At 41.0% G+C, this 17,697-nt stretch carries 16 protein-coding genes and 3 pseudogenes; 17 read left to right on the top strand and 2 right to left on the bottom strand.

The genetic code is table 11. The annotated features are described in order from the left end of the window. Positions 1–8 precede the first annotated feature (8 nt). The 13 genes and pseudogenes from recR (at position 9) to HSISS3_RS06540 (ending at position 10,846) form a co-directional block, all read left to right on the top strand. Positions 9–605, top strand: coding sequence for a recombination mediator RecR (recR, locus tag HSISS3_RS06600; protein WP_008534102.1), 597 nt, complete (start codon positions 9–11; stop codon positions 603–605). 372 nt (positions 606–977) lie between these two features. After that, positions 978–1,475, top strand: a complete 498-nt coding sequence (gene ybeY, locus HSISS3_RS06595) for an rRNA maturation RNase YbeY (RefSeq protein WP_002889029.1) — start codon at positions 978–980, stop codon at positions 1,473–1,475. Next, complete coding sequence (locus HSISS3_RS12325) at positions 1,456–1,860, top strand: diacylglycerol kinase family protein (RefSeq protein ID WP_002889028.1); 405 nt, start codon at positions 1,456–1,458, stop codon at positions 1,858–1,860. The genes ybeY and HSISS3_RS12325 overlap by 20 nt, the downstream gene beginning before the upstream one ends. 21 nt (positions 1,861–1,881) lie before the next feature. After that, entirely contained in the window at positions 1,882–2,781 is a 900-nt protein-coding gene (gene era, locus HSISS3_RS06585) for a GTPase Era (protein WP_002889026.1), read from the top strand. Positions 2,782–2,827: 46 nt separating this feature from the next. Then, on the top strand, positions 2,828–3,640 hold the full coding sequence (mutM, locus tag HSISS3_RS06580; RefSeq protein ID WP_021152151.1) for a DNA-formamidopyrimidine glycosylase: 813 nt from the start codon (positions 2,828–2,830) through the stop codon (positions 3,638–3,640). Beyond that, a complete protein-coding gene (gene coaE / locus HSISS3_RS06575) occupies positions 3,637–4,230 on the top strand; it encodes a dephospho-CoA kinase (protein ID WP_037613323.1) in 594 nt (197 codons plus the stop codon). Before mutM ends, coaE begins: the two co-directional genes overlap by 4 nt. Before the next feature lie 98 nt (positions 4,231–4,328). Then, the gene (locus HSISS3_RS06570; RefSeq protein WP_298820647.1) at positions 4,329–5,504 is read left to right on the top strand and encodes a multidrug efflux MFS transporter; all 1,176 of its coding nucleotides are present in this window, start codon (positions 4,329–4,331) and stop codon (positions 5,502–5,504) included. Next, positions 5,494–5,640, top strand: a complete 147-nt coding sequence (gene rpmG, locus HSISS3_RS11690; protein WP_002890443.1) for a 50S ribosomal protein L33 — start codon at positions 5,494–5,496, stop codon at positions 5,638–5,640. The genes HSISS3_RS06570 and rpmG overlap by 11 nt, the downstream gene beginning before the upstream one ends. 45 nt (positions 5,641–5,685) lie before the next feature. Continuing rightward, positions 5,686–5,921: pseudogene (secG, locus tag HSISS3_RS06565) on the top strand (preprotein translocase subunit SecG). A gap of 57 nt (positions 5,922–5,978) precedes the next feature. Continuing rightward, entirely contained in the window at positions 5,979–8,432 is a 2,454-nt protein-coding gene (gene rnr / locus HSISS3_RS06560) for a ribonuclease R (RefSeq protein WP_021152150.1), read from the top strand. A gap of 21 nt (positions 8,433–8,453) precedes the next feature. Further along, positions 8,454–8,918 (top strand): SsrA-binding protein SmpB, encoded by a 465-nt coding sequence (gene smpB / locus HSISS3_RS06555; RefSeq protein ID WP_021152149.1) that lies wholly within the window; start codon positions 8,454–8,456, stop codon positions 8,916–8,918. A 154-nt stretch (positions 8,919–9,072) separates the two neighbouring features. After that, a pseudogene (locus tag HSISS3_RS11685) lies at positions 9,073–10,477 on the top strand (Cof-type HAD-IIB family hydrolase). Position 10,478: 1 nt separating this feature from the next. Beyond that, a pseudogene (locus tag HSISS3_RS06540) lies at positions 10,479–10,846 on the top strand (S1 RNA-binding domain-containing protein). A 98-nt stretch (positions 10,847–10,944) separates the two neighbouring features. Here the strand turns inward: HSISS3_RS06540 and HSISS3_RS06535 are convergent. Beyond that, positions 10,945–12,030, bottom strand: a complete 1,086-nt coding sequence (locus tag HSISS3_RS06535; RefSeq protein WP_021152146.1) for a M24 family metallopeptidase — start codon at positions 12,028–12,030, stop codon at positions 10,945–10,947. 312 nt (positions 12,031–12,342) lie between these two features. On the opposite strand from HSISS3_RS06535, the gene ccpA reads away from it, so the two are divergent. From ccpA to HSISS3_RS06520, 3 genes are read left to right on the top strand one after another with little or no spacing between them, the layout of a single operon-like run. Further along, on the top strand, positions 12,343–13,344 hold the full coding sequence (ccpA, locus tag HSISS3_RS06530; protein WP_002886078.1) for a catabolite control protein A: 1,002 nt from the start codon (positions 12,343–12,345) through the stop codon (positions 13,342–13,344). A gap of 59 nt (positions 13,345–13,403) precedes the next feature. Further along, positions 13,404–14,471, top strand: coding sequence for an MmcQ/YjbR family DNA-binding protein (locus HSISS3_RS06525; RefSeq protein ID WP_021152145.1), 1,068 nt, complete (start codon positions 13,404–13,406; stop codon positions 14,469–14,471). A 12-nt stretch (positions 14,472–14,483) separates the two neighbouring features. Beyond that, positions 14,484–15,599, top strand: coding sequence for a glycerate kinase (locus HSISS3_RS06520; RefSeq protein ID WP_021152144.1), 1,116 nt, complete (start codon positions 14,484–14,486; stop codon positions 15,597–15,599). Positions 15,600–15,630: 31 nt separating this feature from the next. Here the strand turns inward: HSISS3_RS06520 and HSISS3_RS06515 are convergent, their stop codons facing one another. After that, a complete protein-coding gene (locus HSISS3_RS06515) occupies positions 15,631–16,086 on the bottom strand; it encodes a YueI family protein (protein WP_021152143.1) in 456 nt (151 codons plus the stop codon). Positions 16,087–16,292: 206 nt separating this feature from the next. Here HSISS3_RS06515 and eno point away from each other — a divergent pair, with 206 nt between their 5' ends. Next, the gene (gene eno, locus HSISS3_RS06510; protein WP_002889001.1) at positions 16,293–17,591 is read left to right on the top strand and encodes a surface-displayed alpha-enolase; all 1,299 of its coding nucleotides are present in this window, start codon (positions 16,293–16,295) and stop codon (positions 17,589–17,591) included. Positions 17,592–17,697 lie beyond the last annotated feature (106 nt).

The raw sequence follows: 17,697 nt of genomic DNA, 5'->3' as shown, positions 1-17,697 counted from the left end.
AGGCCTTCATGCTTTATCCTACTCCGATTGCTAAACTGATTGATAGTTTTTCAAAACTCCCTGGAATTGGGGCTAAAACGGCGACACGATTGGCTTTTTATACCATTAGCATGTCTGATGAGGATGTCAATGATTTTGCTAAAAACCTTTTGGCTGCTAAGCGTGAATTGACTTATTGCTCAGTTTGTGGGCGTTTAACGGATGACGATCCCTGTAATATCTGTACCGATGAGACTAGAGACCGTACTAAGATTTTGGTTGTCGAGGACTCAAAAGATGTTTCAGCTATGGAAAAGATTCAGGAATATCATGGCCTTTACCATGTGCTTCAAGGTCTTATTTCACCTATGAACGGTATAGGGCCTGATGATATTAATTTGAAGAGTTTGATTACTCGTTTGATGGATAGTGAGGTTGAAGAAGTCATTATTGCAACCAATGCTACAGCCGATGGTGAAGCAACAGCCATGTATATTTCCCGTGTCCTCAAACCAGCCGGCATTAAGGTAACCCGTTTAGCACGTGGTTTGGCTGTTGGTTCTGACATTGAATATGCTGATGAGGTGACCTTGTTGCGAGCAATTGAGAATCGTACAGAACTTTAAAAAGTCATTTAACGATGGCTTTTTTTCGCTATTTGTCGGATTTTGATACTGAAAGTTTTTAATAGTAAGGTGCTGATGAAGAAATGTAGGGACAGAGAAGTTAAAGGATTCTTTGGAAAAACGGTTTTTCTCATGGTTTAAATCGATAAAGGCTTGCTATATCATATTCTTAATAAAAGAAGCAGACTATTAGGCTTAAGTCTGCTTTTTCTGTATCCTTGTGATATAATGAAGTGATTGATATTGGACTGGAGTTAATCTGGGGCGATATTAACTGTGATTAAGTATTTGTAATAAAAAGCTAATTTGTTAGTGAAAGGAAACGAACGGTTCTGTCCTAAAACTGGAATCAATCGTTCGGAAAGATATGCTATGTACGTTGAAATGATTGACGAGACTGGACAGGTCTCTGAAGAAATAAAAAAACAAACCTTGGAGTTGCTTGATTTTGCAGCGCAAAAACTTGGTAAGGAAGACAAGGAGATGGCAGTTACTTTTGTAACTAACGAACGTAGTCACGAATTGAATTTAGAGTATCGTGATACGGACCGCCCCACTGATGTCATTAGTTTGGAGTATAAGCCAGAGGTAGATATCACTTTTGATGAGGAAGATTTAGCGGAAAATCCAGAATTGGCTGAAATGATGGGAGAATTTGATAGTTATATCGGTGAACTCTTTATTTCCGTTGATAAGGCTCACGAACAGGCTGAAGAATATGGACATAGCTATGAGCGTGAGATGGGCTTCTTAGCTGTTCATGGCTTTCTTCACATCAATGGCTATGACCATTACACCCCTGAAGAAGAAGCGGAAATGTTTGGATTACAGGAAGAAATTTTAACTGCTTATGGACTTACGCGACAATAATCCACAGAAAAAGTGGAAAAATAGAGAATTTACAGCAAGTTTTGAGTTTGCTCTGACAGGTATAATTACGGCTATTAAAGAAGAACGTAACATGCGCAAGCATTTGGTTTCTGCTGTTTTAGTGGTACTAGCTGGCTTGATTTTTCGTGTATCTGCGATAGAATGGCTTTTTCTCCTGCAGGCGGTTTTTCTAGTAATTGCTCTTGAAATTGTCAATTCTGCCATTGAAAATGTGGTTGATCTGGCTAGTAATTATCACTTTTCTATGTTAGCCAAAAATGCTAAAGACATGGCAGCGGGAGCTGTCCTTGTCGTATCTTGTTACGCACTCATCACTGGTATGATTGTTTTCATACCTAAGATTTGGAACTTAATTTTTAACTAGAACTAAAGAGAAAGAAAGTAAATGACATTTAAATCAGGTTTTGTGGCCATTCTTGGCCGTCCTAATGTAGGAAAATCTACCTTTTTGAACCATGTTATGGGGCAAAAAATTGCAATCATGAGCGATAAAGCTCAAACAACCCGTAATAAAATTATGGGAATTTACACAACAGACAAGGAACAGATTGTCTTTATAGATACACCGGGTATCCACAAGCCTAAGACGGCTTTAGGGGATTTCATGGTAGAATCTGCTTATTCAACCCTTCGTGAAGTGGATACGGTCCTTTTTATGGTTACAGCCGATGAACCTCGTGGTAAGGGTGATGATATGATTATCGAACGCCTTAAGCAAGCCAAGGTACCCGTTATTTTGGTGGTTAATAAGATTGACAAGGTCCATCCCGACCAACTCCTTGAGCAGATTGACGATTTCCGTACCCAAATGGATTTCAAGGAGATTATTCCAATCTCAGCCCTTCAAGGAAACAATGTCTCTCACCTTGTGGATGTTTTGAGTGACAATCTTGAAGAAGGTTTCCAATATTTTCCATCAGATCAGATTACAGATCACCCAGAACGTTTCTTGGTGTCTGAAATGATTCGTGAAAAAGTGCTACTCTTGACTCGTGAAGAAATTCCGCACTCAGTTGCTGTTGTTATTGATTCTATGAAGCGTGATGAAGAGACGGATAAGGTTCACATTCGTGCGACGATCATGGTTGAGCGTGATAGCCAAAAAGGTATTGTCATCGGTAAAAAAGGTGCCATGCTCAAGAAAATTGGTACCCTTGCTCGCAAAGATATTGAACTCATGCTTGGGGATAAGGTCTTTCTCGAAACTTGGGTTAAGGTTAAGAAAAATTGGCGTGATAAAAAACTTGATTTGGCCGATTTTGGTTATAACGAAAAAGAATACTAAGAAAAGCTGGGCACTTGCTCGGCTTTCTTGCTAGAAGGAGGAAGAGATGCCTGAGTTGCCTGAAGTAGAAACGGTTAGACGTGGTTTAGAAAGACTGGTCCTAGGGCGAACTATTTTGTCGGTTGAGGTCAAGGTCCCAAAGATGGTAAAAACGTCCTATCAAAGCTTTCTAAATGAATTACCTGGTCAAAGGATTCAAGCCATGCGACGTAGGGGAAAGTATCTCATTTTTGATTTTGGTCAGTTGATTATGATTTCCCACTTGCGTATGGAGGGGAAATACCTGCTGTTTACAGACCAAGTTCCTACCAACAAACACTTTCACTTATTTTTTAAGTTAGATGATAGCTCTACACTTGTCTATCAGGATGTTCGCAAGTTTGGAACTTTTGATTTACTATCTAAAAATCAAGAGGAAGCTTATTTTATGAAGAAAAAGCTTGGTCCTGAACCTACTAAGAAGGCCTTTAAATATGCATCGTTTGAGAGAGCTTTAATGCGTTCCGACAAGCCTATTAAGCCCTTACTCTTGGACCAGAAATTAGTGGCTGGACTAGGAAATATCTACGTTGATGAGGTGCTTTGGGCAGCCAAGGTTCATCCAGAGACGCCAGCAAGGGAACTCAGCAAGGCAGCCATGAAACGAGTTCACGATCAAACGATTGCCATATTACAGTTGGGGATTGAAAAAGGTGGTTCCACTATAAGGACCTATCGTAATGCCCTCGGTGAAGACGGGACCATGCAGGATTATTTGCAGGTTTACGGAAAGACAGGGCAACGTTGCGCAAGCACGATTGAGAAAATCAAGTTAGGAGGAAGAGGAACGCATTTGTGTCCTCATTGTCAAAAACGATGATTATAGGATTAACAGGAGGCATTGCTTCGGGAAAATCAACCGTTGTTGAAATGATTAAAGAGGCAGGTTACAAGGTCATTGATGCCGATCAACTGGTGCACGACATGCAGACCAAAGGGGGCAGGTTGTATCAAGCCTTGCTTGATTGGTTGGGAGAGGCTATCCTTCTTTCTGATGGAGAATTAAATCGTCCTAAGTTAGGGCAATTAATCTTTTCAAGTGAAGAGATGCGGCATCAATCTGATGAAATTCAGGGAAAAATTATCCGAGAAGAGTTGGCAGCCCAAAGAGATGGCTTGGCCAAGGAAGAGGACGTCTTTTTTATGGATATTCCCTTACTGATTGAAAATGATTATCAGGATTGGTTTGACCAGATTTGGTTGGTGGCGGTGTCTCCTGAGGTCCAGCGCCAACGCTTGATGAAAAGGAATCACTTAAGTGCTGAGGAAGCAGACATGCGTATTGCTAGTCAAATGCCTTTATCCGAAAAACTGCCGTATGCTAGTTTAGTTATTGATAACAACGGGAGCATTGATGATTTGAAGGAAAAGGTGAAGAGTGCCATCAAAGATTTAGCTAACCTCCTATAGTTAGCCATTGTGTTATAATGGATAGTGAATTTTAGAAAGAAGATGATGATTTGCGCCAAAAAGAGCTTAAAACCGCTGATTGGCAACGAAATCTTAAAATTGCTTGGATAGGAACTTTTTTTACTGGGGCTAGCTTTTCTATTGTCATGCCTTTCATGGCTCTCTATGTTGAAGAATTAGGGGTTAAAGGCGCTATGGTAGAATGGTATGCTGGTTTATCTGTCGCTCTGTCTGCCCTAGCTTCAGCCTTGGTTTCACCAGTTTGGGGACGCTTGGCGGACCGTTATGGCCGAAAACCCATGATGATAAGAGCCAGTATGGTTATGACCTTTACAATGGGAGGCTTAGCCTTTGTGCCTAATGTCTTCTGGATGCTTTTCTTGAGAATCTTGAATGGCTTGTTTGCAGGTTATGTGCCAAATGCAACAGCCTTGATTGCTAGTCAGGCTCCTCAGCAACGTTCTGGCTATGCCCTGGGGACCTTGTCCACGGGTCTCACGGCAGGTGTCTTGATTGGCCCCTTGCTAGGGGGTGCCTTATCTGAGGCCTTTGGAATGAGGGGGACCTTTTTATTGGTTGGACTCATTTTGTTTATTTGCTGCCTCTTGACTATCTTTGGTTTGCGCGAGGACTTCCAACCGATTGAAAAGGGAGAGATGATGAGTCTTTCGCAAGTATTTGCTAAAATTCCTAGCAAATCACTTTTAATTGGGCTCTTTGTGACTAGTATGATTATCCAAATTTCTGCCCAATCAATTGCCCCAATCTTGGCGCTTTACATTCGTTATTTGGGTCAAAGTGATAATATCCTCTTTTACTCAGGGTTAATTGTGTCCGCTATGGGCTTTTCAAGTCTTTTAAGCACTCCTTATTTAGGCCGACTGGGTGATTGCATTGGGAATCATCGTTTGCTCTTGATGGGGTTATTCTATAGTTTTCTCTTGTATTTCCTTTGTGGTTTTGCAGGTTCAGCCTTGCAACTGGGCCTTTTACGCTTTGCCTATGGTTTTGGTGTAGGTGCCCTGATGCCGAGTGTCAATTCTTTATTGACCAAGATGACCCCCAAAGAAGGAATTTCAAGAATATTTAGCTTTAATCAAAGTTTTTCATACATTGGACAAGTTTTAGGTCCTTTTGTGGGTTCAGCGGTTGCTACAGGACTGGGCTATCGTTGGGTTTTCTTTGTGACAGCAGCCATCGTCTTTGGAAATTTTGTTTGGTCCTTAATCATCTTTAGAAAATCGCTAGGAGTTAAGAATATAGGTGAGAGTTAAAATCAATTTAAAGTGTAGTGAGTGTGGGAGTATCAATTACCTCACAAGTAAAAATAAACAGAATCATCCTGAAAAAATTCAGGTTCCAAAATTCTGTCCAAAGGATAGAAAAGTAACCTTACATGTTGAATCTTAAAGGGTTCTATGGTAGAATAATAAGGACATTTTCGGAGGAATAACTATGTACGACTTATTATTAACGCTGCTCTTGGTGATGTCAGCTATTATTGTGATTGCGATTTTCATGCAGCCACAAAAAACCCAAGTAGCAATGTCTTTGATGGTGGTGGGTCAGAAGCACTATTTGAACGTAGTAAACCACGTGGTTTCGAAGCCTTTATGCAACGCTTTACAGGAATCTTGGTTTTTCTATGGATTGTAGATGCAATCGTCCTTTCCATTCTCTCAAGTAAGTAATGAGCTGACTGAGGTTGGCTCATTTTTTGCGTTATAGTCACTAGAAAAAAGGAAATCATGAAAGAAACTATTATAAATTACTTGAAAGAGCATGGAAAATCCAGTGTTAATGACATTGCCCATGCTCTTAATCAGGCTGGGGGAGAAAAGTTTCCACAGCTCATCAAGGCTATTTCAGCCATGGAAAGTAAGGGCCAGCTACGTTTTAACAAAGACGGTTCGGTGTCCTTGCGACCAAAGAAAGAGCATCCCAATCAAGTTACTGTCGAGGGTGTTTTTCGTGCCAATAAAAATGGTTTTGGCTTCCTACATGTTGATGACAATGAAGATGATATGTTCATCGGACGTAATGATGTTGGCCATGCCATTGACGGTGACACTGTTGCTGTAGTCATTAAAAAGCCAGCAGACCGTTTGCGTGGGACAGCAGCTGAAGCACGTGTTGTTGAAATTGTAGAACGCTCGCTCAAGACTGTTGTAGGGAAATTTATCCTTAGCGACGAGAAAGAACCTTATGCTGGTTACATTAAGTCTAAGAACCAAAAGATTCAGCAACCAATCTATATCAAGAAAGAACCGGTTGCCCTTGATGGGACCGAAATTATTAAGGTTGATATTGAAAAATACCCTAACCGTCACTACGATTATTTTGTAGGAAGTGTTCGTGACATTATTGGTCACCAGGGAGATACCGGTATTGATGTCTTGGAAGTCTTGGAATCAATGGATATTGTTTCAGAGTTTCCAGAGGATGTCATGGCTGAAGCAGAAGCTGTGCCAGATGCACCTAGTCAGGAAGACCTAGTTGGTCGTGTTGACCTTCGTCAAGAAGTGACCTTCACTATTGATGGAGCCGATGCCAAGGACTTGGATGATGCGGTCCATATTAAGCGTTTGCCAAATGGTAATTTTGAGCTTGGTGTTCATATTGCTGATGTGTCCTACTATGTCACTGAAGGTTCAGCTCTTAACCGTGAGGCCGTAGCACGTGGGACTTCAGTTTATGTGACAGACCGTGTGGTGCCAATGTTGCCTGAGCGTCTGTCAAATGGTATTTGTTCACTAAATCCCAACGTTGATCGTTTGACTCAGTCAGCCATTATGGAGATTACTCCAAAAGGTAAGGTGGTTAATCATAAGATTTGTCAATCTGTTATTAACACAACCTTCCGTATGACCTATAGTGATGTCAATGACATGTTGGCTGGAAATCCAGAAAAAATTGAGCAGTTTAAGCCAATCATGGATTCTGTATCAGCTATGGCAGAACTCCATAAGATTTTAGAAGACATGCGTGAGCGTCGTGGTGCCCTTAACTTTGATACGTCTGAAGCTCGTATCTTGGTTAATGAGAAAGGGATGCCAGTGGATATCGTGGTGCGTGAACGTGGAACAGCCGAGCGAATGATTGAATCCTTCATGTTGGCTGCCAATGAATGTGTGGCTGAGCACTTCGCTAAAGCCAAGTTGCCATTTATCTACCGTATCCACGAGGAACCTAAAGCCGAGAAATTGCAACGCTTCATGGACTATGCTTCTATTTTTGGTGTTCAAATCAAGGGAACTGCCAATAAGATGGATCAGCTAGACTTGCAAGAGTTCATGGCTCGAGTGCAGGGTAAACCTGGGGCGGAAGTTATGAACATGATGTTGCTTCGTTCAATGCAACAGGCCCGTTATTCAGAACACAACCACGGGCACTATGGCTTGGCAGCTCAATATTATACTCACTTTACTAGTCCAATCCGTCGTTACCCGGACCTCTTGGTTCACCGAATGATTCGTGAATACACCAACAATTTGTCTCAAGAAACACGTGAACATTTTGATGAGGTAATTCCTGAATTAGCGTCATCATCTTCAACGCTTGAACGTCGTGCTATTGATGCTGAACGTGTCGTTGAAGCTATGAAAAAAGCAGAATACATGGAAGAGTATGTTGGACAAGAATTCGACGGTATTGTCGGAAGTGTGGTTAAATTCGGTATGTTTGTGGAATTGCCAAACACCATCGAAGGTTTGGTTCACATCACGACCTTGCCAGAATTTTACAATTACAATGAACGTACCATGACGCTTCAAGGAGAGAAAACAGGTAAGACTTTCCGTGTTGGACAACCTATCCGTGTTAAATTGACACGTGCGGATAAGGAAACTGGAGATATTGATTTTCAATACCTTCCAAGTGAGTATGATATTATCGAAAAAGTGGATCATAAGGCCCGTCAAGAACGTGAAGAAAAGGCTAAAGCCTTCCGTCACAGAGGCCCTCGTCGTGACCGTCAAAATGGAGACTTCGAACGTCGTGGTAAACGTGGGGATAACCGTAACCGTCAAGATGGTAATGGTCGTAAAGGCTCTTATGACGAAAAACGTAAGTCATCTAAGAAACCAGACAAACGTAAAAATCAAAACCGTCCTCATAATGATAACAAGGGACGTGAGAGTGGTCGTCGTAAGAAAAAAGGGAACAAACCTTTTTACAAGGACGTTGCTAAAAAACGAAAATAGGATGAGAATGGAGGGACTGCTATGCCAAAGGGTGAAGGCAATGTTGTTGCTCAGAATAAAAAGGCTAGACATGACTATAGTATCGTTGATACTATTGAAGCGGGTATCGTACTGACAGGGACAGAGATTAAGTCTGTTCGTGCGGCCCGCATCCAACTTAAAGATGGCTATGCCCAAATCAAAAATGGTGAGGCCTGGTTACTCAATGTTCATATTGCCCCTTTCGAACAAGGAAATATTTGGAACCAGGATCCAGACCGTATCCGAAAATTATTGCTTAAGAAAAAGCAAATCGCCAAACTTGCAAACGACCTTAAGGGAACAGGTATGACCTTGGTTCCTCTTAAGGTTTACCTAAAAAATGGTTTTGCCAAGGTCTTGCTTGGTATTGCCAAAGGGAAGCACGACTACGATAAACGTGAATCTATCAAACGTCGTGAACAAGAGCGTGATATCAAACGTGTTATCAAGAGTGTTAACCGTTAAGACAGCGATCATCTAGGACCATTCAAGTCTTAGATGATTTTTTGCTTTTTAGCTTTAAGAAATGATATAATGAAAATGCCGTATGGTCTTTTTGTTAGGGTGTCTTTTGATGAGCACCTAACAATAGACTTGATCTTATGTAAGGAGATTAGCAATGCCAGTAAATGCAAAAATAAAATACAAGGCAAAGAAAACTAAGATTGTTTTCTTTGATATTGATGATACGCTTCGTGTCAAGAAGACAGGTTACATACCTGAATCTATAAAGGCTGTTTTCAAGGGTCTTAAAGAAAAAGGAATCTTGACAGGGATTGCTACGGGACGTGGCTATTATGGTGTGGTTGAGGAAATCCGTGACCTAGAGCCAGATTATTTTGTAACCATTAATGGAACCTATGTGATTAATCGAAAAACGATGAAATTTACAATCATCCCCTTCCACGTGAGATTACAGAAGCCTTCGTTGCATGGTGCAAAGAGATTGGGATTGCCTGGGGGTTTGCAGGTAAGGATAAGCCAGTTGTTTCAGAGCGTTCAGACTTGATTGATAATGCTATGAAACCAGTCTATGGTCTTTGTGATGTGGAGCCAGACTTTCACTTGTCGAATGATGTTTACCATATGTGGACTTTTGCGGAAAATGATGGTGACCTTGAATTACCAGAAGAACTGGCTGAACACGTGCGTTTGGTTCCTTGGCACGAACACTCATCAGATGTGGTGGCCAATGGTATCTCAAAAGCTTCTGGTGTTGGTCATGTCTTGGAACATGAAAATCTCAAACCAGAAAATGCTATGATGTTTGGTGATGGTCCAAATGATATGGAAATCTTTGACTATGTTGGTCTTAAGATTGCCATGGGTAATGCCACACCAGAACTGAAAGAAAAAGCAGATTACGTTACAAAAACAGTAGAAGAAGATGGCATTTTCCATGCCTTGGAGGAACTCGGATTGGTAGAAAAAGAACTTCATTTCCCACAACTTGACTTGGATTCAGTAGAAGGGCCAGTCGCAACGATTAAAACAAATCACGGCGATTTGGTCATCAAACTTTTCCCTGACCATGCGCCACTAACCGTTACTAACTTTGTCAATTTGGCTAAAAGTGGTTACTATGATGGTGTGATTTTCCACCGTATCATCAAGAATTTTATGATTCAAGGTGGTGACCCAACTGGTACTGGTATGGGTGGCGAATCGAGCTTCGGTGGTAGCTTCCAGGATGAATTCTCTAAAGAACTCTACAACCTTCGTGGGGCGCTCTCTATGGCCAATGCTGGACCAGATACTAATGGTAGTCAATTCTTTATCGTTCAAACACCAGAAATCCCATATTCAAAAAAGAATTGGAGCGAGGTGGTTGGCCAGCACCAATCGCTGAAGCTTATGCTGAAAATGGGGGAACACCTCACCTTGATCATCGCCACACAGTTTTTGGTCAATTGGTAGATGAAGCTTCTTATAAGGTACTTGATGAGATTGCGAGTGTCGAAGTTGGGGCTCAAGATAAGCCACTTGAAGATGTTGTCATTGAAACAGTTGAGGTAGCAGACTAAGATGAAAATTGGAGACAAGCTTAAGGGTGTTATCACAGGCATCAAGCCTTACGGAGCCTTTGTTTCCTTGGAAAATGGTACCACAGGCTTGATTCACATCTCAGAGATTAAGACAGGTTATATTGACAACATCTACAATACCCTAAAGGTAGACCAGGATGTCTTGGTTCAGGTCGTTGACTTTGATGAGTTTACACAAAAGGCCAGTCTTTCTTTGAGAACACTTGAGGAAGAAAAAATAAAATTCCTCATCGCCACCGTTTCTCAGATAGTCGATTGAACTATGGTTTTAAGCCCTTAGCTGCAGCCATGCCAGAATGGATTGAAGAAGGCCTTGACTATCTTCGACAAGAGCATGAGGAGAAATAGCAAAAGCTGACTCACGATGAGTCAGCTTTTTATATGGCTTTTGAATTTGAGTGCAAACGAAAAGGTCCTCAACTTAATTGAAGACCCTTGTGTTTTCATTAAACATCAAAATAGAGCAATTCTTTTGGTGTGTGTGTGAAGACTTCAAAGCCGTCTTTTGTAACATAACCACAGTCCTCGATACGGACACCGACTCTTTCAGGAATATAGATACCAGGTTCCACAGAGAAGCACATGCCTTCTTCGATGACCAAGTCATTGCCATCCATGATGGAAGGAAATTCGTGGACATCCATACCAAGACCGTGTCCCAGACGGTGATTGAAGTATTCACCGTAACCAGCCTTTTCAATAACCTGACGAGCAGCAGCATCAATTTCACTGGCTGTTACACCTGGTTTGATAAAATCAAGGGCTGTCAATTGAGCTTCCAAACAGATATTGTAGATATCTTTCTTGAATTGGTCGGGTTGACCGACAGCTACGGTACGAGTCATATCTGAGACGTAGCCTTGACTGACAACACCCAAGTCAAAGAGAAGAAGGCTGTTGTTTTCAATACGGTTAGTTCCAGGAATACCATGAGGGTTTGCGGCATTATTACCTGTAAGAACCATGGTTTCGAAGGACATTTGATTAATACCGATTTTTTTCATACCAAATTCAATTTGGGCAATGATGTCAGTTTCAGTCACATCAAGAGAAATATTGTCGAAACCGATATTTACAGCTTTATCTGCATAATCTCCAGCGCCAATCATTTTTTGAATTTCATCAGCTGACTTGATGACACGCATTTTTTGGATGAATGGTGTCAAGTTTTCAAAGCGACCTTCAAAGACTGTTTGCAATCCTTGGAACTTAGTCACATTGAGATTGTCAAACTCTGCATAAATAATAGAGCTGTCTGTACTTGCTAGACCAGCTTTGATTTTTTGCCATGGATTTTCAGAATCCACATAACCAAAGACTGGGAAGTCGAGTACAGCAGAGGCACGTGCAACCTCAAGAGCAGGAACAAAGAGGGCAGGTTCACGATTTTCGTAGACGAAGAGGAACATTTGGCGTTCATGTGGGTCACAATCAAAACCAGTAAGATAATTGACAGTTACAGGATCTGAAACAATAGCTAGCCCTGCTTTATTTTCATTCAAAAAATGACGAATGCGATCAAGTTTAGACATAGAAAAAACTCCTTTGTATTTCTTACACTCATTCTGTCACTTTTATAGGGAAAATGCAAGTTGTTTTTTGGCTTTTCATTAAATCATTTACTTTCATTGAGACTTTTTTAGGCTAGTTTTGTAAGCGATGGATAGTCTTGGAAACACGAAATGAGAGGCCTTTTTCTGAAATGGCTTTCTTCCTCGTAACCATAAAGAAGGAATCCCTTTCATTTTTTTGTAAAAAATCAGTCAAAATAATTGAAAGTGTTTTCAGAATCTGATACAATTAGCATGAATAAGTGAGCGTAAAATGAGAAAGGAAGTGTTTTTATGAATACTGATGAAACAATTACTATATACGACGTTGCGCGTGAAGCAGGTGTTTCGATGGCGACTGTGTCTCGTGTGGTAAATGGAAATAAAAATGTAAAAGAAAACACCCGAAAAAAAGTGCTTGAGGTCATTGATCGTTTGGATTACCGTCCAAATGCGGTTGCGCGTGGCTTGGCGAGTAAGAAAACCACTACTGTAGGAGTTGTTATTCCAAATATTGCTAATAGTTATTTTGCTACTTTAGCAAGGGGGATTGATGATATTGCAACCATGTACAAGTATAATATTGTTCTTGCATCTAGTGATGAAAATGACGATCACGAAGTTACCGTGATTAACTCTCTATTTGCCAAACAAGTAGACGGTATCATCTTCATGGGTTACCACTTGACGGAAAAAATTCGTGCAGAATTTTCCCGTACTCGTACGCCGATTGTCCTAGCAGGAACAGTGGACCTCGAACACCAATTACCGAGTGTTAACATCGACTATAAAGCTGCCGTTGAGGATTCTATAACACAGCTTGCCAAGAATAATGAAAAGGTTGCCTTTGTATCAGGGCCACTAATTGATGATATTAATGGCAAGCTCCGTCTAGCTGGTTATAAGGCTGGACTTGAAAAGAATAATTTGCGCTACAATGAAGGACTAGTCTTTGAAGCTAAATATAGCTATAAAGATGGCTTTGATCTAGCACAACGTGTCTTGAACTCTGGTGCCACTGCTGCCTATGTTGGAGAAGATGAATTGGCTGCAGGTCTCTTGAATGGCCTCTTTGCTGCAGGTAAATCAGTTCCAGAAGACTTCGAAATCATCACAAGCAATGACTCACCAATTACAAGCTACACACGTCCAAACCTTTCTAGTATTAATCATCCTCTCTATGATTTAGGGGCAGTTAGCATGCGTATGTTGACTAAAATCATGAATAAGGAAGAGCTTGAAGAAAAAGATGTTATTCTTAATCACGGTATTACCTTACGTCAGTCAACAAAATAAAAAAGGAGTTGGGACATAAGTTTGTCTCAACTTCTCTTTTTTAGAAAAAGGGAGAACCAATGACTTTTGAGGATGCTTATTTTAAAAAGAAAGTCCTAAAACCTGATAGCCTAGAGCCTTTTGGTTTTACAGCTACCGAGCAAGGCTATGAGTTCAGAAAAACACTGATAGCTGAAGAACTTGAAGCTCGATTGTTTATTGATTTAGAAGGTAAGCTGACGGGACAGGTTGTCGATAGTGATTTTGATGAGCCTTATGATATCTTCAGGAGTCCTCAGGCTACTGGAACTTACGTTGGTCAAGTCAGAGAAGCTTATGGAGAACTTCTGTCACAGGTAGCTGATTCTTGTTATGAAGATCAATTATTCTCATTTCCACAAGCTAATCGCCTGGCTAAATTTTTAGCTCAAGAATTTTCAGACCAAGCAGACCAACCTTTCGAGAAGGAACCAAGCTATCTATCTTTTAGAGTTGATGGTAAATGGTATGCCTTGTTTTTTCCTCTTAAGGGAGAAAAACTAGGGCTTGATGGAGAAAAGGCAGAATTAACATATGATGTGGTTAACCTCAAGGTTAATCCGACGCAAATGGATAAGCTCTTGAAAATGGATGGCGTTTTTCCTAGCTACCATATGTCCAAGAAGACCTGGGTTAGTCTTGTTTTAGATGAGACCTTGCCGGACCAGACCATTTTTGAGCTTCTTAGTGAAAGTCGTTCCCTAGTGGCTCCCAAACATCTTAGAAAGGCTTCGGAGCCTCATTATTGGATTATCCCGGTAAATTTGAAATACTACGATATTGGGGATGAGTTTTCCGCAAATGAGGAGATTCTTTGGACACAGAAAGCTAGTATGCAAAAGGGAGATTTTGTGGCTATCTATATTACGGCACCTACCAAGGCCATCCGTTACGTCTGTCAGGTTTTAGAGGCAAATATCCCTAATCAAGGTTATCGTGAAGAGGAGAGTATTAAAGAGTTGATGCGGATTAAGCCCTTATACACTTTTAATGACACTGACTTTGATAGTGATAGACTAAAGAGTTTAGGTATTAAAACTGTTCGGGGTCCTAGACATATGACGGAAGAGTTAGTTCAGGCCTTATCCCCTTACCTAAAAGAAAAATAGAAGGAGGACATCATGCGAATTTTGATTGCACCTGATTCATTTAAGGAAAGTTTATCTGCAAAAGAGGTCGCCTTAGCTCTCAAATCGGGCTTTGAAAATGCCTTACCCGACGCTGATTTTGACCTTATGCCAATAGGCGATGGTGGTGAAGGGACCTTAGATGCTCTTGCTGAAAATCTAAATCTTGAGAAGAAAAGTATCAAGATTCCTCATGCCTATACAAGTGATGGAAGTGTTTCTTTTGCCAGTAATGGTCAGACTGCCATTTTTGAAATGGCTGCGATTTGTGGCTTAGAGCATATTTCTAAGGAAAAACGAAATCCTCTAGCTCTAACGACACAAGGCGTAGGTGAACTAATTGTTCATTTGGTTCAATCTGGCATCCGAGAGTTTATTATAGGCGTAGGTGGATCTGCTACCAATGATGGTGGTATTGGTATGGCATATGGATTGGGTTATCGTTTTTATGATTCTGAAGGACAGGAGCTTGAGCCAATAGGTGCTAATCTTAGCCTTATCAAAAGGGTATCGTCGCAAGGCAAGATTGATTTGTCAGCCACGACCATTCGTCTAATCACTGACGTAGATAACCCTTTGTGTGGACTAAATGGGGCCACCTATATTTTTGGTGGGCAAAAGGGGTTAGATCCTTTGCAATTTGAAAGGGTTGATCAGTCTATGAAACAATTCTACAAGGCCTTTGCTCCTGAAGTCTTACATCTTACTGGTTCAGGTGCCGGAGGGGGTATGGCTGCAGGTTTAGTGGCCTTTGCTGGTGCTGAAATTAAATCAGGTATTGACTTTGTACTTGATTGTGTTAATTTTAACCAACGGGTTAAGTCAGCCGATTTGGTCATCGTAGGAGAAGGGCGTATGGACAGACAGTCTCTATCTGGTAAGGCGCCAGTTGGTGTAGCTAAACGAACACCATCAGGTATCCCTGTCATCGCAATATGTGGTAGTCTGAAAGATGACTTACCGGATTTTCCAGTAGCTGGGATTTCAGCTGCATTCCCTATTATTGGACAAGTAGCAGCTTTAGACCAAGTCCTAGCTTCAGCCAAGGAGAATCTCTATCGAACAGGACTCAATATTGGCAACCTCATCAAGTTGAGTCAAACCTTGTGACATAAGAAAAAAGCCGACCTAGTGTCAGCTTTTATTTTCCAAAAAGTTTAGCAAAAAATCCTTTTTTGGTAATAGCTTGCTGTGTTTTTTGAGGAGCAAGAATATCGGGATGAATCTCCGAGAAGAGGACCTTATCAAGATTTTCTGCCTTATCACTATGCACGATGATTCCATATGGTGAGTGTGCTTTGGCTTCATCCACAATAGTAGCGGAAATATTGAGTGCTTGAGCAGTTTTAATATAGGTGAATTGTGTCTGGTCGGCTAGATTGGGTGAAAGCTTGAGACTTAGATGAGGGTAAGCTAATGAAAGATCTTTTAAAATCTTTGGAAATTTCTCCATTACAGTTTTCTTTTCAGCATTTTCCAATAGAATAGCTAAGACGACACGTTCTGCATAGGTTCCAAAATAGTGACGTAATTCATCAGGTTTTAAGCGCTTCTCACCACTAGCCCATTGGAGCACCTTTTTTTCAAGTGAAGTCATAGAGTTCTCCTGTTTATTTTCTTGCTAGTATTATACAATATTTTGAATTCCTTTTCATCAAGATCTTTTTCTGATATTTTCAAAATTAATTGAAAATATTAAAAAATAGAAAATCGCTAGAAAATTCTGGTTTTAATTTGCTTAACCCTTGATATTGTGGTACTATAAAGGTGTAAAAAAATTTAACTCATAAGGAGAGTATTGTAATGTCAATTATTACTGATGTTTACGCTCGCGAAGTCCTTGACTCACGCGGTAACCCAACACTTGAAGTAGAAGTTTACACTGAATCTGGTGCATTCGGACGCGGTATGGTTCCTTCAGGAGCTTCAACTGGTGAACACGAAGCAGTAGAACTTCGTGATGGTGACAAAGCTCGTTACGGTGGTCTTGGTACTCAAAAAGCAGTTGATAACGTAAACAACGTTATTGCTGAACACATCATCGGATTCGACGTACGTGATCAACAAGGTATTGACCGCGCCATGATCGCTCTTGACGGTACTCCAAACAAAGGTAAACTTGGTGCCAACGCTATTCTTGGTGTGTCTATCGCTGTAGCACGCGCAGCTGCTGACTACCTTGAAGTTCCACTTTACAGCTACCTTGGCGGATTCAACACTAAAGTTCTTCCAACTCCAATGATGAACATCATCAACGGTGGTTCTCACTCAGATGCTCCAATCGCTTTCCAAGAATTCATGATTGTACCTGCTGGTGCACCAACATTCAAAGAAGCTCTTCGTTGGGGTGCTGAAATCTTCCACACTCTTAAGAAAATCCTTAAAGAACGTGGTCTTGAAACAGCCGTAGGTGACGAAGGTGGTTTCGCACCAGCATTTGACGGTACTGAAGATGCTGTTGAAACTATCATCAAAGCTATCGAAACTGCTGGTTACAAACCAGGTGAAGATGTATTCCTTGGTTTCGACTGTGCATCATCTGAGTTCTACGAAAACGGTGTATATGACTACACTAAATTCGAAGGTGAAGGTGGAGCTAAACGTACTGCCGCAGAACAAATCGATTATATCGAAGAATTGGTTAACAAATACCCAATTATCACAATCGAAGATGCTATGGATGAAAACGACTGGGACGGTTGGAAAGCTCTTACTGAACGTCTTGGTGGTAAAGTTCAATTGGTTGGTGACGACTTCTTCGTAACTAACACAGCTTACCTTGAAAAAGGTATTGCAGAACACGCTGCTAACTCAATCCTTATCAAAGTTAACCAAATCGGTACTTTGACTGAAACTTTCGACGCTATCGAAATGGCGAAAGAAGCTGGATACACTGCAGTAGTATCACACCGTTCAGGTGAAACTGAAGATTCAACAATCGCAGACATCGCAGTTGCAACTAACGCTGGTCAAATCAAGACAGGTTCATTGTCACGTACTGACCGTATTGCTAAATACAATCAATTGCTTCGTATCGAAGATCAACTTGGTGAAGTTGCAGAATACCGTGGTTTGAAATCATTCTACAACTTGAAAAAATAATCTCTTTACGAGATTAGGGGCTGTAAAGCCTTTAGATTAAGCACTTTGGGGCGCCTCCCCTTAGTGCTTTTTCTAATTTAATACCCTTTTTACTACCCCTAACTAA

The sequence above is a fragment of the Streptococcus sp. HSISS3 genome (assembly GCF_000448605.1).
Lineage (GTDB): Bacteria > Bacillota > Bacilli > Lactobacillales > Streptococcaceae > Streptococcus > Streptococcus raffinosi.
The sequence above is the reverse complement of the archived record's forward strand: the minus strand, read 5'-3'. Positions and strand labels throughout refer to the sequence as shown.

Coding starts and splice junctions, on each gene's coding strand:
- ybeY (WP_002889029.1), top strand. CDS start 978: ATGTACGTTGAAATGATTGACGAGACTGGACAGGTCTCTGAAGAAATA.
- eno (WP_002889001.1), top strand. CDS start 16,293: ATGTCAATTATTACTGATGTTTACGCTCGCGAAGTCCTTGACTCACGC.
- recR (WP_008534102.1), top strand. CDS start 9: ATGCTTTATCCTACTCCGATTGCTAAACTGATTGATAGTTTTTCAAAA.
- HSISS3_RS06520 (WP_021152144.1), top strand. CDS start 14,484: ATGCGAATTTTGATTGCACCTGATTCATTTAAGGAAAGTTTATCTGCA.
- mutM (WP_021152151.1), top strand. CDS start 2,828: ATGCCTGAGTTGCCTGAAGTAGAAACGGTTAGACGTGGTTTAGAAAGA.
- rnr (WP_021152150.1), top strand. CDS start 5,979: ATGAAAGAAACTATTATAAATTACTTGAAAGAGCATGGAAAATCCAGT.
- smpB (WP_021152149.1), top strand. CDS start 8,454: ATGCCAAAGGGTGAAGGCAATGTTGTTGCTCAGAATAAAAAGGCTAGA.
- HSISS3_RS06525 (WP_021152145.1), top strand. CDS start 13,404: ATGACTTTTGAGGATGCTTATTTTAAAAAGAAAGTCCTAAAACCTGAT.
- era (WP_002889026.1), top strand. CDS start 1,882: ATGACATTTAAATCAGGTTTTGTGGCCATTCTTGGCCGTCCTAATGTA.
- HSISS3_RS06515 (WP_021152143.1), bottom strand. CDS start 16,086: ATGACTTCACTTGAAAAAAAGGTGCTCCAATGGGCTAGTGGTGAGAAG.
- HSISS3_RS12325 (WP_002889028.1), top strand. CDS start 1,456: ATGGACTTACGCGACAATAATCCACAGAAAAAGTGGAAAAATAGAGAA.
- ccpA (WP_002886078.1), top strand. CDS start 12,343: ATGAATACTGATGAAACAATTACTATATACGACGTTGCGCGTGAAGCA.
- coaE (WP_037613323.1), top strand. CDS start 3,637: ATGATTATAGGATTAACAGGAGGCATTGCTTCGGGAAAATCAACCGTT.
- HSISS3_RS06535 (WP_021152146.1), bottom strand. CDS start 12,030: ATGTCTAAACTTGATCGCATTCGTCATTTTTTGAATGAAAATAAAGCA.